We start from the raw sequence: 14500 nt of genomic DNA on the forward strand, positions 1-14500 counted from the left end.
GAAAAAACCAGCGCCGACGCCTCTGTTACCTTGTTATTTTCGCAAATTTCCGTCGACAGATTCGTCTCAGGTCAGCAAAAGGCAGTGGGTTTTGTTACTAGCTTATTTAGGAAACAACACTTGGGCTTCCAGTCCGACGAATCGCTTGCCTCTTATGTGCAACGAGCAACGAGCTCGGAGACCATTGGGCGCCGCTGTCTGATGGGGCCGAGCTGGAGGTCAGGCCTTCATCAGTCTACCTAGAGGCACGCCGCGTGGAGAGAGCTCACTCTGCGTCAGGAAAGGTCACGCCAGATCACGGCGGTTAATCAAATTTGATTGACATGCCTGTCATCTGTCCATATATTTCCCCTCAACGCATGAGGGGCTACTCTCGTGCCTACCTTCCGAGACCCGCCTAGCGAAAGCAGCGGGTTTTCGTGTTGTGCGCCAGGCATGGCGCGTTGCGCGTAAGCGCAACCTGCTTGGCTGTGGTGGCCAAGCGGGTGACTTGGAGGTGAAAGTCCTCTACACACCCGGCAAGGGGAAGTGTTAGCCGGAGGCAAGGGTGTCGCGGGCGACTGCGAATCTGAAGGAAGCCCGAGGCAAAATGCTGGCCTGACGAACAGGAAGCGGATCAGGCGGCACAGCGGGGTTAGGCGGCAACAATCGCCAAAGCCCAATACTTGCACGGAACGCTGTGACGTAAATCCGACAGGCATAAGCAGGAAGGTCACGCGAATTACCCTGGGAGATCTGTACGTTTGCCATTGTGCTACCGCGCGTCGAAAGGCGACGGGATGAGCGTGCAGAAGTCAGCCGAAGCCGTAGTAAGTGGCGGATAACCGCGCCACCAAGGGCCGAACAGGTTATGCCGCTAGTAGGCGTCACTGTCTCGTTGGTAGCCGTAATGCAGAAATTTCCCACAGCGGAAACTGTCATCCCGAATCCCGGCCAGAAGCCGAGGGTGATGCCTGACAGTGCAAAGGTGCCGGCGGCGTCAGCGACGTGGACGAACGCGGAGCCGGACACGCTGATGGAGCGGGTGCTTGCACCGGCCAACCTCAGACGTGCGTATCAACGCGTGGTCAGCAACAAGGGAGCGCCGGGTGCCGATGGCATGACGGTCGCTGACTTGGCGGGCTACATGAAACAGTATTGGCCAACCCTCAAGGCCAGGCTACTGGCCGGTGAATACCATCCACAAGCAGTGCGAGCGGTTGAAATTCCCAAGCCGCAGGGCGGCACACGGCAACTGGGAATCCCCAGCGTCGTGGATCGCTTGATCCAGCAAGCCTTGCAGCAACAGCTCACGCTCATCTTCGACCCACTGTTCTCGGACTACAGTTATGGCTTCCGTCCGGGCAGAAGCACACATCAAGCTGTCGAGATGGCCCGTGCCCATGTGGCATCGGGACATCGGTGGTGCGTGGAAATCGATCTGGAAAAGTTCTTCGATCGAGTCAACCACGACATCCTCATGGCCTGTATCGAGTGCCGGGTCAAAGATAAGTGCGTACTTAGGCTTATCCGTCGCTACCTTGAAGCGGGAGTCATGTCAGGTGGTGTCGTTAGCCCACGGCAGGAAGGGACGCCGCAAGGCGGCCCGCTCTCGCCGCTGCTGTCGAATATCCTGCTCGATGAATTTGACCGCGAACTGGAGCGGCGGGGCCATCGCTTCGTGCGCTATGCCGATGACGCGAACATTTATGTGCGCAGTCCTCGGGCTGGCGAGCGAGTACTGGTCAGTGTCGAGCGCTTCCTGAACCAACGTTTGAAACTGACGGTGAATCAGAAGAAGAGTCGAGTCGCGAGAGCCTGGAAGTGTGACTACTTGGGCTATGGGATGAGCTGGCATCAGCAGCCAAGGCTGCGGGTGGCAACGATGAGCCTGGGTCGCCTGCGCGACCGGCTCGCAGAGCTGCTACGCGGTGCACGGGGTCGCAAGATGGCAAATACCATCGAGCGGATAAACCCTGTATTACGAGGCTGGGCGGGTTACTTCAAGCTCAGCCAGAGCAAACGGCCACTTGAGGAACTGGATGGCTGGCTCAGGCACAAACTCCGCTGTGCCATCTGGCGCCAATGGAAGCAGCCCTCTACGAGGGTGCGCAACCTGATGCGCCTGGGTCTAAGTGAAGAGCGTGCCTGCAAATCAGCCTCTAATGGTCGAGGCCCATGGTGGAACTCGGGAGCATCTCATATGAATCAGGCGCTGCCGAAGAAGCTATGGGATCGACTCGGACTGGTCTCGATACTGGATACGATCAACCGGCTTAGCCGCATAGCCTGAACCGCCGTGTACGGAACCGTACGCACGGTGGTGTGAGAGGACGGCGGGTGTGAACCCGCCTCCTACTCGATTTATATGAAATAGATGCACTTACCTTTCAAAATTGTAAGTTTCTCGTCATGCCGGTGATGCCTCTGCGTTGCTAAAGTTACGCCCGAGATGATTTGAATTTGAGAGGTTCCTATGAAAAAGCTAATTGTTGCTGCTGCACTTGTTATGTTCTCGATGGCTTCGCAGGCTTATACTTACTCTGAAAGCAAGCAGCTGCAATACATCAAGGAGCATCAGACTGCTGTAGCGAACTATGCCGAGAGAAATGGCAAACCGATGCCGGAGATCCAGGACTACAATTACGGCATGAAGATCGATGTTGCGAAATTCGTGCGTCAGTCCCAAGACCCGCGTACCTGCCAAGTTTACCCGCGATTGATGACCTTCGAGGACTCTCAGGGTACGCTTAAGACGGTTCGCTACTCCATGTACTCGCAATGCATCAACAACAAGTAGTAATTGCTGTGAGTAGAATACTTAGAGAATTCATAAATGCCAGGCAGTGCCTGGCATTTTTTATTGAGCTCGATGAACGTCATTTAGGCTAGATGCCTTAATGACTGCCCCTGGGTTAGCTGTGAAATAAATCTCAACTACACAACAGTAATGTCTTTCAACTGCATAGAGCAGTTTATAGTCTTGCCCCCCAGAAGGGACGAGTTATGAAAAGTTCGCTTGAACGCCCAGATGACCAAGCAGAGCATGAAGGGCTGAGCCATGAGCACGACGGCATCTTTGGCATGAACACCGAGCTGGTTTTCGCGCTGATCTGTGGTGCCCTGCTCGGAGCCGGAGCGCTCGCAGGAAAACTAGGGCTGATCGACTGGCTGCCGCTGGTTCTGTACCTGTCTCGGCGTTGCTCCTGTCCGGTCGGATCAATGAGGTTGGCCGAAGGATCACCAGGGCGCCGCCGCGAGCGTTGATACTGCCAATCATCGGCGTCGACATCATCTATGCCGGGGTGTTGATGCAGAGGCCTCAGAACCAGCGAGATGTCGTTCAGGCCTGGTTGAATGTGCTCAATCGGCCCCTCTGATCTACCCTGGTCGCCGCTCGAATTCCTCGGAGTTCTACAGCAGCGGGAAGTCCGAAAACATCCAGTACCCAGCAAAGTGGCCTCGTGACAGCTCATTCTACCTGTCCCGGCGCTTACTCGACAGCAATGCTGAGCTGCCTGCCAACCTGGGCTGTGTCGAGATCACCGAAGCGAACGCCAGTCAGCTGTTGCTGTGCCGTTGGAAAGACGCCAAGCAAGGTACCGAAGGTCTGGTCGGAGACAGTAATGCGGAAACGCCTCGTACAAACGAAGGTAAAATTCCAGACACAAAAAAAACCAGGTTTTACCCTGGCTTTTTTGTCGATTGCTTTCGTCATTTAAAGTCCTATTTAACCGCCGTTTAGTTATCGGCTTGTTCCTTACCATCCTTGCTTTCTTTCTTTTTCTCTTGAGCGACTTGTTGTTTGTTCTGGTCCGAAGAATCGTCGCTCCATAAGCGAGCCTGTTCATTTCGGAAGTTTTCCTGGAACTGTTTCGCTCGCTCGTAACCACCTTCAGCGTAAGCGGTACCCACGAGACCAAGCAGCAGGCTGCCAATAGCGATAGATTTGACAAATTTCATTGTGTGCCTCGGTTCTTACTAGGCCTGCCTGACTGACGGCCTTTGTTGGTTTGTAGTTTAGGAACGCGAAGCTAACGACAAGGTGAGTCAATAATTACAATTCCGTAATTTGGGCGGCTGGCGGGATGCGCCAAATCTGCAAATCTGGAAGGATCATGTCTACCTCGCTTGTGCCGAGGGTGACTTCAAACTGCTTCTTAAATTACATATTTGACATCTAACAAAATAAATCAGTGCGGCGTTACCGGCCGCCCTAGGAGATAGCCATGAATGACATAGAGTCTTGGGCTGTTGCCATCGGTGACTTCCGTCGAAGCACTGAAAAACTCACAGTTCAGCTCGATGAGCTGGCCTCCCAGACCAGGGCCTGCAACGCCGTTCTGGAAAAGTCGAACGAGCTGGTGGAGGAGGTTGACCTTGTCAGTCGGCAGATTCAGGAGGAGGTACGAAAGGCTGAGAAAGCCTGGTCCAATGCCGAAGAGGTCGCCATACGCGCTGCGGCAGAGGCATATTCCGCTGCCGCTCGTGGAGTCGAGACCGCCATCCAACCGCTGATTTCGGAGCTCACTGCCGCGACAAAATCAGCGAATGCCTCGATCCTGGAGCTAAAGCAAGCACCGGTGCTGGCCAAGCGCTATGTCATGGTGGTGGCGACAGCATTCTTTATCCTGGCACTGCTCTGTGTGTACTCGACCATGCAATTCATTGAGGCCGCCGGCAGTGTGAGCGCCCAGGAAAAAGTGAATGCCCAATACTTCTCCCACCTGTGGAGAAACGCCAACCCAGAAGAGCAAAAGATCATAAAGTCGGTAATTCTGCGGTCACCTATGGACCCTGTGGTGCTTAGGCACTGAGGCATTGCATAGACAAAAGGCCCGTCGATTGACGGGCCTTTTCAAGTGGGCGCGCTTCAAGCAGCGGTCTTTGCCGGCTGCTTTAGCTGGGCTTCGGGAAAGTGAAGGTGGAACCAGGTGAAATTTTCCTCGGTCACTTCCACGCTCGCCGAGCCTTGATGCAGGCTCATGATCGACTGCACGATGGCAAGGCCAAGACCGGTCCCCCCTTCGCTTCGTGCTCGGCTCTTATCTACGCGGTAGAACCGTTCAAACAAATGCGCATGGTGTTCCTTGGCGATCCCGCGGCCCGGGTTGCCGACGCTCAAGGTCGTGCCGCTACCACCGCGTTGCACTTTCACGTAGACCGTGCGACCGCGAGGGCAGTAGCGAATCGCATTTGACACCAGATTCGAGACGGCTCGTTGAATCATCAGGCGGTTACCGCGCACCACGTCATCACTGCCAGAGATCTGCAGCTGGATCTCGCCATCCTCTGCCGAAATGCTGAAGAGATCACACACCCGCTGAACTTCATCGACCAGGGACACAGGTTCGAACTCCACCATGGATGCTGGATGACTGACCTGAGCGAGGAACAGCATGTCGGAAACCATGCGGCTCATGCGGTCCAGCTCTTCTGTGCACGACTCCAGCACTTCCCTGTACTCGGGAAGCGATCGCTCTCTGGTCAGTGCAACTTGGGCTTTACCCATCAGGTTGGATAGCGGCGCTCGCAGTTCGTGAGCAAGATCGTCAGAAAACTGCGAGAGCTGCTGAACCCCGTCATCCAGGCGAGCCAGCATGATGTTGATACCGTCGGCGAGCTCTTTGAGTTCTGCTGGCATTCCATTAGTCGGCAGACGATGGTCGAGGCTCTCGGTGGAGATCTTCGAGGCGACTTTCAGGAACTTGGTCAGAGGCAGCAGACCTCTGCGTACGGTCCACCAGCCGATTGCGAGGATCAGCGCGATGATGAGCGGGGAAATCATCAGGGCCCAGGTGAGCAATGCATCAAGCAGCGCTTCATTGGACGACTGGTCCATAGTCATGTACACGCTGACTTCGGTTCCGTCGCCCAAATTCATGGTGCGAGAAGCTGTCAGCAAGGGGCGGTCCTGGGTGTCGCGCCACTCATGTTCCTTCGGCTGTGCGGATGGTTGAAACTTGTGCACCTCCACGTTGACCTGCTTCGAGCCTATCGAGAGCAGGGGCATCTCACTCTGCGCCGACTCAAAAATGCTGACGTACAGGTTGTTGTGGCCCATCACCAGATCCACAAGCTGATGTGCGTCAGCGTTGACTCCTGAGATGTCGGAAATCATGGACAGGTTGTGAGCCATGCCTGCCATCTTCACTTCCAGGTCACTGCGGGCATTTCGCTCCAGCGCCTGGCCCACCATCAGATACCCGAAAGTGGCGAATAGAAGCAGCAACGCTGCGCTCATCAACCCCACTTTTAATCCCAGCTTTGCAGCCAGGCTGAATGGCCTCATGCGCGTTCCTCAAAAACGTACCCTACGCCACGAAGCGTGTGAATGAGCTTGGTTTCAAACGGGTCATCGATCTTCGAGCGAAGGCGCCGGATAGCGACATCGATGACGTTGGTATCGCAGTCAAAATTCATGTCCCAGACCAACGAAATGATCTGGGAACGAGTCAACGCTTCGCCCGTCCTGCTCATAAGCAGGTGCAGGAGCGAAAATTCCTTGGTGGTAAGGTCGATGCGTGTGCCAGCGCGGAAAACCCGATGGCGCACTGAGTCGAGTTCCAAGTCGGCAATTTTCAGCGAACTCTTCTCGACTAATTCATCACCACGCCGCTGCAGCGAACGGATTCGAGCGAGCAGCTCCGGGAATTCGAAGGGTTTGACAAGGTAATCGTCGGCTCCGCCATCCAAGCCTTTGAGCTTGTCGTTGATGCGACCACGAGCGGTCAGCATGATGATGCGGACCCGGCTGGTTTTCCTGATGGTTTCCAAAAGGTCCCAACCGTCGATGCCAGGAAGGTTTACGTCCAGCAGAACCAACGAATAGACGTTAGTATTGAACAAGTGCAGGGCGTCAACACCATTGTGCACGATATCTACGACATACCCGCTTTCGGATAGGCCCTGCTGAAGATATTCGGCAGTTTTAATTTCGTCTTCCACAACTAGAACGCGCATAACTTATCTCAAGGTGTGAGGAAGGAATTGGCCTAATCCGCCAAGACTGTGGTTGCAGGCAGTTTGAAGGTTCGGCTGAGTGCATGACATCTGGTAGTCGCTACCTCTGTCCATACGCCGGGGTCACCTGAGGACGCTTGAATCTTAACGCGAAGACGCTGGCCGCGGCGAAATCCTACAAATTTGTAATGTAGCCGCAAGATTGCTGACAGTCATGACGGCTTTCCCTACTGAGCTTAGCGGATTCTGTGGCTTGCAGCGGTTATCAGTCCTCAGGACTGACAGGAGGATTCGGCCGAGAGGGGTGGCGTTTCTGCCAAGCTGCTCAGCATTTATGGCGTTCAATCCTACAAGCTCAAGCTCCGAGTGGTAGCAAGCCACCGATCGTTCGCCCCTTTGATAACGGGCTTAAACCGGCCAGCATGCATGGCTTTTCATCTTAATTGGGCAAGAATAATTACTTTACAATCTATTACATGTCCAAATTGTAATTTCACAATCATCTTGTCGTTAGCCGCTTTTGCTAGTTTAAGAACAGCACACAGGCAGCGCTGCTTTGGGCCAGTCTCATCTGAAGCAGCATGGCGGGAGTAACGATACCCTGCTCACGCCAATGCATTCACCTTGGAACCATACGCTCCTTTGGTAAGGTGAATTTTAGCGCCCCGCCATGGGCGCTTTTTTATTAATGGACTTCTCATGAAAACAACTATATCGGCTATTGCCGCGTTCATGCTTTTCTCTGCACTGTCGACAAATGCCCAAAGTAGCGTTCAGATCAACGACGGTCTTGAGCAGTCTGCCAGGAAGGCTACAGAACGCTATGCACAGAGCGTGAAGAAACCCATGCCCGAGCTTGAAGATTACGCATACGGTATGGATTTGGACGTTGGCAAGTTGGTGTACGTCTCGCCTAGCGTGCGGTACTGCGGGAATGTGAGAAGCATGATGACTTACGAGGATTCCAAGGGCGAACTGCACATGGTTCGCTACCTCGTGAAAGGTGAGTGCATCAACAGCCGGTAAGCGGTGACCGAGTGCTTTCCTCTACACCCGACTCAAAGCAACTCGATGCCCAATCGCCTTAGAAGTAGGGCAAATCCTCCGAAGCTCGCCATGGTGATGAGGATGCTGGAGATAAGTGTTGGCCAGAATCCCAACTTGGGCAGCAGTGCCGGAAACGCGATAAACATCGGCAGCGTTGGAATCACATACCAGAACGTGTACCAGGCATGATTGGAAATCTTCTCCATGCTCTGGTTCTCCAAGTAGAGCCAGATGAGCGTCAAGACGGTGACCAATGGCAGGGCGGCAACCAAGCCGCCCAGCTTGTCACTGCGCTTTGCCAGCTCAGACACGATAATCACTATCGCGGCAGTGACCAGGTACTTCGTAATGATCCAAGCCATCGCTGAACCTACTTGAGCTAGTGGAGTGGATCTCCTGGGATCATTCGCCAGGCACTCACGACGTGCTTCTGCTGTCGCCTATCCATCCTTACCTTTCCTCGACAACACCCCCCCGACGTTGGCGGCGGTGTGTTGATCAGGTGTCTACCGGCCGATCAATGCGACGGCGACGGAACGTTCTCGTGGAAAGCTGCGCGCTCGATCTGAATGGTGCAGTGATGGATTTCGAACGCGTCGCTGACTGCATCCACGACGGCCGCTAGCACAGCATCTCCATCTGCTGCGTCTCGGACGACCACGTGCGACGTCATCACGTTGCTTCCGCTGCTGACGGCCCAAACGTGCAAGTCATGGACATCCGTGACGCCGTCGACCTTGAGGATCGTGGCCTCGATTGCCGCCACGTTGAGCCCCCGGGGTACACCTTCCATAAGAATCCCCAGGCTCTCTCGAAGCAATTGCCAAGTCCGCGGCAATACCCAAAGGCCGATCGCTACGGCGACAACCGTGTCGACCCAGGTCCAGCCGGTAAAGCGGATAATGAGGGCTGCGATGATCACGCCCAACGATCCGAGCATGTCGCTCCAGACTTCGAGGTAGGCGCCTTTGACGTTGAGGCTCTCGTTGCTGGCAGATGCCAGCAGTCGCATTGAAATCAGGTTGATGATCAGGCCGACAATTGCGATCCACATCATCGCCCCGGTGGCGATCTCCGCCGGCATGAAGAAGCGCTGGTAGGCCTCGTACAAGATGTACATCGCCACCAGGAAGAGCAGCACGGCGTTGAACGTGGAGGCTAGGATCTCCAACCGCGCATAGCCAAAGGTTCTTTTCTGATCCGCCGGCCGCTTTGCGATCTGAAGCGCAATCAACGAAATTGCCAAAGCGGCGGTGTCGGTGAACATGTGAGACGCATCCGACAGCAACGCCAGGCTGCCGGTAATCCATGCGCCGATCACTTCAGCGATCATGAAGCTACCGGTCAGGACCAATGCCATGACTAGTTTCTTCTGATGCCCCTCACGAAGCGCGGCACTGCCATGATCATGATTCGATCCCACGTATTTCTCCTTGCACAGGGTAGTGGTCGCGTTGGATTTCCAGTGTGGCCATGCGCTAATGGGTGGCTTGGCCGCACTGGCTGCAGAATTTTGCTCCTGCTGTCAGGGATGAGCCGCAGGCCGTGCAACCACTCGATAGTGGTGTTCCGCAGTTTAGACAAAAGCGTGCGGACGGGGCGTTTGCGGTCCGGCAGTGCCTGCAAGTCTGCAGATCTTTGATTGGGGCTTGAGCTATTACGCGACCATCCTCAATCACCCGGTCATTACTGTCGCAGGATTGCTGCTGCTCGAAGCGACCATGCCGGTCATGTCGATCACTCCCGTGCCCACTACCGTGATGCTTGCCACCGCCGTGGTTGCCACGGCCGTGGTGGCCGCCCAATAAATTTTTGAGAAAACTCATGGTATTCGTCCCTCATCGATAGGTGACATCAGCACGAGCAAAAGGTGAAAGAAGTGTTCTGCTCGTTAGAATGACTTTTAAGTTAAAGTAAAAGTTCAAAATTAGCGTACGACAAAACGAAGCTGGTTTGTTTATGAAATTTAATTTAATTCGCCAGATGGCATTGACTACTCAAAGAGTCGGACCTGTCCGATTTTTTATCATAGCCTGAGCATTTACAATCGAAAAAGTCATTATCGCGATTCTGTCAGCATTGTAATCGCGAAGTCATCATGACGTTATCGTGTGGCGGAAATAATGCGCCTAGCGAGAGCTAATTTCTCATTTAATCCTATGCCTCACACATCCTAAGCGTCCTCAGGCTAAGGGGATCAAGGTCTCTGGCGCTCTGTACGGCCTGATTCGCTCAGTGTCTGTCGATGGCTTGCCGTTTAGCTCCCGACTATTCATAACCAGCGCCATGGATGAGCAGCTCCCTAGAGTTTGATAATGACACCTTCTAAATCCATTGTTCACATCCTGTTAAGTAAATGGATCCATGCTATTCGCAAAGTTAGACAGGAAGGCATCAGCACCAATTTACTCATCGCGCTAGTAACTTTTTGGTTGTTGTTGTTCGCGAACGCTGAGCTTTGGCGTGTGCTCTGGCGCCTGGCATTCAACACTGATGAAGTTAACTGGTTGCTCGCCGCCAGCCTGCCAGTCGTAGTGTTCGTTTGGGTGTTCACCGTACTTAGCTTGCTGTCATGGTCAAGACTCGCAAAACCTCTGCTGTGCCTGGTGCTGATCAGCGCGTCGTTCGCCAGCTACTTCATGAGTGCTTACGGCATCGTCATTGATTACACGATGTTCACCAACGTCGTGGAGACCGACGTCGGTGAGGTGTCCGAGCTACTGAACTGGAAACTTGGCCTCTGGGTGGCAATGGTAGGGGTATTGCCCGTCTACCTGATCTGTCTGGTGCCCCTGCGACGCAAGCCCTGGACCAAAGCGTTGGGTAGCAGACTCATCGTCCTGTCGCTCGCACTGGTAACCCTTGCTGGTATCGTGCTGAGCCAGTACCAGTCTTATGCCTCCCTCCTACGCAACAATCGGGAGATCCGGCTCATTCTGGTTCCCACCAATTTGTTTGCTGCCGGTCATGGTTACCTGAAACGCAAGCTGGCCACACCGAAAGCGCTGACCTCCATTGGTACCGACGCCGTGGTGACCAGGCAGGGAGCGGCTCGCAAACCCAAGCTGCTGGTACTGGCAGTGGGGGAAACCGCACGTTCCGCCAACTTCTCCCTTAATGGCTACTCCCGCGATACGAATCCAGAGCTGGAAAAGCGCAATGTCATCAGCTTCTCGAATGTGAGCTCGTGCGGCACTGCCACTGCGGTTTCCCTGCCATGCATGTTCTTGGACGTCGGGAGGGATGAGTACAAGGACGGCTTGGCCAAGAGCCGAGAAGGGCTGCTCGATGTGCTTCAGCGGGCAGGCATCAGTGTCATGTGGACTGATAACAATTCGGGCTGCAAAGGGGTCTGTGATCGGGTGCCAAACCACAAGGCTACCCAACACGCAGATGCTCAACTGTGTACCAGCGACGAGTGCAAGGACGGGGTGCTGCTTTCGGAGATGGAGGACTTCATCAAGCGTCAGGAAGGCGATGCAGTCCTGGTGCTCCACTACAAAGGTAGTCACGGCCCGGCCTACTACAAGCGCTACCCCCCGCAGTTCAAGAAATTCGGGCCGGTCTGCGAGACCAATGAGCTCGACAAATGTAAGCAGCAGGAGGTGATCAATGCCTACGACAATTCGATCCTCTACACCGACTACGTGACGGCCGGGCTGATCGACATCCTGGCTGCGAATACCAAATTCGACACTGCGCTCATGTACGTCTCAGATCACGGAGAGTCACTGGGAGAGGGTGGTCTTTACCTGCATGGGCTGCCCTATGCGATGGCCCCAGATGAGCAAACCAAGGTGCCATTGGTGCTCTGGATGTCTGATTCTCTCGCGAAAAGCGAACGCCTCAATGTGGGCTGCTTGAAAGCACAGACGAGCTCGCCACTGAGCCACGACAACCTGTTCCACACCGTACTCGGGATGATGAGCGTCCAGACATCCTCGTATAGCTCAGCTCTGGATTTTACGGCCCCTTGCAAGACTTTGACCGGAAGCACCTACTCAGGCCTCTAATACGGACTGAACGCGTGAGGTCGACAGCGCTTCCACATCGAGCTGCTTTGACAGCAGCCAGAAGCTCGACTAACTACATAGCAGTACTCAACAACCCAAGCGGAAAAGGAAATTTGCATGAGCATCAAGCCAGGCCCTAAACGCACCAACGAAGATGGCACTCCGGACAAGAGGCAGCGGGTCACGCCTGAGAAGCAGAAGGATCACCCAGACCTGAAACCCCACAAGCATAAAAAGGGGGAGTAGGGCAGAAAAGCAGCTCTTCGGAGCTGCTTTTTTATCTGCATACCGATAACCCATCCGCGTAAACGATCAACCACAATCAATCTGCTGGTCAATGTTGATGACCGCGTTCTTCAACCATAACGTTGTGAGTAACAACTAATTGGAAATGCCATGTCGGATAAGCACAGCGGCGATCTCAGCCGGGATGCCGAAGATCTCTACGAGGCACTTGCCCAGCTGGTGCGCATTTACCAATTCAGGGATCGCGACCGCATTTGCTGCTACGACGTATCGGTCACTCAGTGCCACGCGGTTGAAGCTTTGGTGAAGCTGGGACCACTGCGTCTCCAGGTCCTGGCCGAGCAGATGTTCCTGGACAAGAGCACAGCCAGTCGTGTCGTCGATACCCTGGAGCGAAAGGGGTATGTCACCCGAGTAGAGGATCCAGAAGATCGTCGGGCGGTCCAGGTGCAAGCCACCGAAGCCGGCGGCGAGCTGTACGAGCGGATTCGTGCCAGCCTGATCGCCGAAGAGAAGGCAATGATCAGCTGTCTGCCGCCAGAAGTACGTCAAGGGGCCCTGACGCTGCTACGCCAATTGACTCGTGCTGCCAAACTACGTTGTGGCTTGGCCACCGAATGCTGCCCAGCCCAGCCGCAAAAAAAGTGAAACCTCTTTAACAAAGTTGTTCCATTTCACCAAAGGAAGCCGGATGCACATTCGCCTCGCTGAAACCGGTGATGTTCAGGCCATTGCCGAGATCTACAACCAGGGGATCGAAGACCGCAGCTCTACGTTCGAGACCCAGCCGCGTACTGAAACTGATATACAGCCGTGGGTTGCCGATATGTCACGCTATCCGGTGCTGGTCGTCGAGCTCGACGGGGCGGTAGTGGCGTGGGCAAACCTGAGCAGTTACCGCGCGCGTTCCTGCTACGCCGGCATCGCCGACTTCTCAATCTATCTTCATCGTGACGTCCGCAGACGTGGTATCGGCAAGCTGCTGCTCAAGGCATTGCTCAGCGAGGCAGAGGCACGTGGTTTCTGGAAGGTCCTTTCCCGCATTTTCACCTTCAACGAGGCGAGCCTCGCGCTCTGCCAGTCCTGCGGCTTCAGGACGATTGGCGTCTATGAGAAGCACGCTTGCCTTGAAGGCCGCTGGCTGGATTGCGCGATCGTTGAACGGGTGTTTCCGTCGAACCAACCCGTTCTAGATGACGGAGCAGTTGAGGCATGAGATAGCCCGCGTCAGTCCCTACCCCCCTGAGGGTTGCCGAGGCGAAGTTCCTTTGCTTGGGCAGCCCGACGAAGTACAGGCCGGGCACCTGATCTGCCACGCCGTCTTGCTGCAGGACACGACCTTGCCGGTCGGCGACTGGAAGCTGTGCCAGAAACGCCAGGTTCGGCCGGAAACCGGTGGCGAAGATCAGCGCATCGGTCTGATGGGTGGTTCCATCCGGCCAGACGACGCCGTCAGGCACCACCTGCTGGAACATCGCTTTGCGCTGGAGCCGCCCGGTATCCAAGGCCTTCCGGTACTTGCCGGTATCCAGCACAGGCGTGCTCTGGTCACTCAACCAGCGCGTGTGCTCCAACCGGGTGAATTTCAACCAAGTGTGAAAATCGAGTCCCAGAATCCGCTGAGGGAAGAAGCGGATCTTCTCGCGGGTAGCCAGCACTACCTGTGCAACGCCTGCAAGTTCATAGGCAATCTGAACAGCGGAGTTAGCTGCCCCCACAACGACAACACGCTGGCCGTCAAAGGCCTCAGGTGTTCGATAAGCCGAGCTATGCAGACAGTATCCTGAAAAGTTCTCCAGCCCAGGAATGTCAGGCATGAAAGGACGGCTGAAGCCCCCTGATGCCACTACCACAGCACGCGCAGTTAAAGTCGCTCCGTTGGCGGTGCGAATCTCAAATGCCTTGTCCTTAAGTACGACCGCCACCACACGGGTACCGCCCTGAAAAGGCAGCTGAAACTCGGCGGCGTATTTCTCCAGGTACTGCACCACTTCGTCTCGCAGCGGGTAGCCCTTGGGATTGCCAGGAAACGCCCGCCCCGGCAGCGCGGAGTACTCCGCTGGTGAAAACAACTGCAGGCTTTCGTAGTAGTTACGCCAATTCCCGCCTGGGGATGTCTGCTCATCCAGGATGAGGTAATCCAAGCCGTGCTGCTGTAAATGCCAGCCAGTCGCCAAACCTGCTTGCCCACCACCGATGACGACCACATCCAGAACGCGATTCGAATCATTCATATGTGCGCACTCATACAT

Annotated in this window: 16 protein-coding genes and 2 pseudogenes; 10 read left to right on the plus strand and 8 right to left on the minus strand. The window is 55.0% G+C overall.

What is annotated here, in order from left to right; all coding sequences use genetic code 11:
* Positions 1–850 precede the first annotated feature (850 nt).
* From ltrA to L1P09_RS25225, 3 genes and pseudogenes are all read left to right on the plus strand, one after another.
* Complete coding sequence (gene ltrA / locus L1P09_RS25215; protein WP_222186725.1) at positions 851–2272, plus strand: group II intron reverse transcriptase/maturase; 1422 nt, start codon at positions 851–853, stop codon at positions 2270–2272.
* 183 nt (positions 2273–2455) lie between these two features.
* Positions 2456–2779: a DUF2790 domain-containing protein gene (locus L1P09_RS25220; RefSeq protein WP_013974877.1), complete on the plus strand. Its 324-nt coding sequence runs from the start codon at positions 2456–2458 to the stop codon at positions 2777–2779.
* Between the two features lie 206 nt (positions 2780–2985).
* Positions 2986–3174 (plus strand): annotated as a pseudogene (locus tag L1P09_RS25225) (hypothetical protein); the annotation flags it as partial.
* Positions 3175–3472: 298 nt separating this feature from the next.
* Here the strand turns inward: L1P09_RS25225 and L1P09_RS26510 are convergent.
* Together L1P09_RS26510 and L1P09_RS25235 are read right to left on the minus strand one after the other, a co-directional pair.
* A complete protein-coding gene (locus L1P09_RS26510; RefSeq protein ID WP_044047187.1) occupies positions 3473–3697 on the minus strand; it encodes a hypothetical protein in 225 nt (74 codons plus the stop codon).
* 23 nt (positions 3698–3720) lie between these two features.
* Positions 3721–3942 (minus strand): hypothetical protein, encoded by a 222-nt coding sequence (locus tag L1P09_RS25235; RefSeq protein ID WP_100852541.1) that lies wholly within the window; start codon positions 3940–3942, stop codon positions 3721–3723.
* 266 nt (positions 3943–4208) lie between these two features.
* Between L1P09_RS25235 and L1P09_RS25240 the strand changes: the two genes are divergently transcribed.
* Positions 4209–4796, plus strand: coding sequence for a hypothetical protein (locus tag L1P09_RS25240; RefSeq protein WP_094010857.1), 588 nt, complete (start codon positions 4209–4211; stop codon positions 4794–4796).
* A 56-nt stretch (positions 4797–4852) separates the two neighbouring features.
* Here L1P09_RS25240 and L1P09_RS25245 read toward each other — a convergent pair whose 3' ends face one another.
* A complete protein-coding gene (locus tag L1P09_RS25245) occupies positions 4853–6271 on the minus strand; it encodes a heavy metal sensor histidine kinase (protein WP_104963041.1) in 1419 nt (472 codons plus the stop codon).
* Positions 6268–6942, minus strand: coding sequence for a heavy metal response regulator transcription factor (locus L1P09_RS25250; protein ID WP_094010859.1), 675 nt, complete (start codon positions 6940–6942; stop codon positions 6268–6270). The genes L1P09_RS25245 and L1P09_RS25250 overlap by 4 nt, the downstream gene beginning before the upstream one ends.
* Positions 6943–7641: 699 nt before the next feature.
* Between L1P09_RS25250 and L1P09_RS25255 the strand changes: the two genes are divergently transcribed.
* Positions 7642–7968 carry a DUF2790 domain-containing protein gene (locus L1P09_RS25255; protein WP_100852543.1) on the plus strand — a complete coding sequence of 109 codons (327 nt, stop codon included), beginning with the start codon at positions 7642–7644 and terminating at the stop codon, positions 7966–7968.
* Between the two features lie 32 nt (positions 7969–8000).
* Here L1P09_RS25255 and L1P09_RS25260 read toward each other — a convergent pair whose 3' ends face one another.
* From L1P09_RS25260 to L1P09_RS25270, 3 genes are all read right to left on the minus strand, one after another.
* Positions 8001–8351 (minus strand): DUF3147 family protein, encoded by a 351-nt coding sequence (locus tag L1P09_RS25260; protein WP_044047185.1) that lies wholly within the window; start codon positions 8349–8351, stop codon positions 8001–8003.
* Between the two features lie 155 nt (positions 8352–8506).
* A complete protein-coding gene (locus tag L1P09_RS25265; protein ID WP_047595902.1) occupies positions 8507–9412 on the minus strand; it encodes a cation diffusion facilitator family transporter in 906 nt (301 codons plus the stop codon).
* Positions 9413–9467: 55 nt separating this feature from the next.
* The gene (locus tag L1P09_RS25270; protein WP_224459391.1) at positions 9468–9668 is read right to left on the minus strand and encodes a zinc ribbon domain-containing protein; all 201 of its coding nucleotides are present in this window, start codon (positions 9666–9668) and stop codon (positions 9468–9470) included.
* Between L1P09_RS25270 and L1P09_RS25275 the strand changes: the two genes are divergently transcribed.
* The 5 genes from L1P09_RS25275 to L1P09_RS25290 all read left to right on the plus strand — a co-directional run bounded on the left by L1P09_RS25275 (position 9639) and on the right by L1P09_RS25290 (position 13464).
* Positions 9639–9797 carry a hypothetical protein gene (locus L1P09_RS25275; RefSeq protein ID WP_224459398.1) on the plus strand — a complete coding sequence of 53 codons (159 nt, stop codon included), beginning with the start codon at positions 9639–9641 and terminating at the stop codon, positions 9795–9797. The two genes, L1P09_RS25270 and L1P09_RS25275, sit on opposite strands and share 30 nt — an antisense overlap.
* A gap of 507 nt (positions 9798–10304) precedes the next feature.
* Positions 10305–12002, plus strand: a complete 1698-nt coding sequence (locus L1P09_RS25280) for a phosphoethanolamine transferase (protein WP_100852544.1) — start codon at positions 10305–10307, stop codon at positions 12000–12002.
* Between the two features lie 117 nt (positions 12003–12119).
* Positions 12120–12248, plus strand: a complete 129-nt coding sequence (locus tag L1P09_RS26195; RefSeq protein ID WP_003253468.1) for a hypothetical protein — start codon at positions 12120–12122, stop codon at positions 12246–12248.
* Positions 12249–12398: 150 nt separating this feature from the next.
* Positions 12399–12896, plus strand: coding sequence for a MarR family winged helix-turn-helix transcriptional regulator (locus L1P09_RS25285; protein WP_100852545.1), 498 nt, complete (start codon positions 12399–12401; stop codon positions 12894–12896).
* A gap of 43 nt (positions 12897–12939) precedes the next feature.
* Entirely contained in the window at positions 12940–13464 is a 525-nt protein-coding gene (locus L1P09_RS25290) for an arsinothricin resistance N-acetyltransferase ArsN1 family A (RefSeq protein WP_125921898.1), read from the plus strand.
* Here L1P09_RS25290 and L1P09_RS25295 read toward each other — a convergent pair.
* Positions 13439–14482: pseudogene (locus tag L1P09_RS25295) on the minus strand (FAD-dependent oxidoreductase); the annotation flags it as partial. The gene L1P09_RS25290 and the pseudogene L1P09_RS25295 sit on opposite strands and share 26 nt — an antisense overlap.
* Positions 14483–14500 lie beyond the last annotated feature (18 nt).

Origin of the sequence: Pseudomonas juntendi (assembly GCF_021560075.1) — a bacterium.
In the GTDB taxonomy this organism is placed as follows: Bacteria; Pseudomonadota; Gammaproteobacteria; order Pseudomonadales; family Pseudomonadaceae; genus Aquipseudomonas; species Aquipseudomonas juntendi.

Excerpts from the sequence above, each read along its gene's own strand:
- ltrA (WP_222186725.1), top strand. The coding sequence starts at position 851 with ATGCCGCTAGTAGGCGTCACTGTCTCGTTGGTAGCCGTAATGCAGAAA.
- L1P09_RS25220 (WP_013974877.1), top strand. The coding sequence starts at position 2,456 with ATGAAAAAGCTAATTGTTGCTGCTGCACTTGTTATGTTCTCGATGGCT.
- L1P09_RS26510 (WP_044047187.1), bottom strand. The coding sequence starts at position 3,697 with ATGACGAAAGCAATCGACAAAAAAGCCAGGGTAAAACCTGGTTTTTTT.
- L1P09_RS25235 (WP_100852541.1), bottom strand. The coding sequence starts at position 3,942 with ATGAAATTTGTCAAATCTATCGCTATTGGCAGCCTGCTGCTTGGTCTC.
- L1P09_RS25240 (WP_094010857.1), top strand. The coding sequence starts at position 4,209 with ATGAATGACATAGAGTCTTGGGCTGTTGCCATCGGTGACTTCCGTCGA.
- L1P09_RS25245 (WP_104963041.1), bottom strand. The coding sequence starts at position 6,271 with ATGAGGCCATTCAGCCTGGCTGCAAAGCTGGGATTAAAAGTGGGGTTG.
- L1P09_RS25250 (WP_094010859.1), bottom strand. The coding sequence starts at position 6,942 with ATGCGCGTTCTAGTTGTGGAAGACGAAATTAAAACTGCCGAATATCTT.
- L1P09_RS25255 (WP_100852543.1), top strand. The coding sequence starts at position 7,642 with ATGAAAACAACTATATCGGCTATTGCCGCGTTCATGCTTTTCTCTGCA.
- L1P09_RS25260 (WP_044047185.1), bottom strand. The coding sequence starts at position 8,351 with ATGGCTTGGATCATTACGAAGTACCTGGTCACTGCCGCGATAGTGATT.
- L1P09_RS25280 (WP_100852544.1), top strand. The coding sequence starts at position 10,305 with ATGACACCTTCTAAATCCATTGTTCACATCCTGTTAAGTAAATGGATC.
- L1P09_RS26195 (WP_003253468.1), top strand. The coding sequence starts at position 12,120 with ATGAGCATCAAGCCAGGCCCTAAACGCACCAACGAAGATGGCACTCCG.
- L1P09_RS25285 (WP_100852545.1), top strand. The coding sequence starts at position 12,399 with ATGTCGGATAAGCACAGCGGCGATCTCAGCCGGGATGCCGAAGATCTC.
- L1P09_RS25290 (WP_125921898.1), top strand. The coding sequence starts at position 12,940 with ATGCACATTCGCCTCGCTGAAACCGGTGATGTTCAGGCCATTGCCGAG.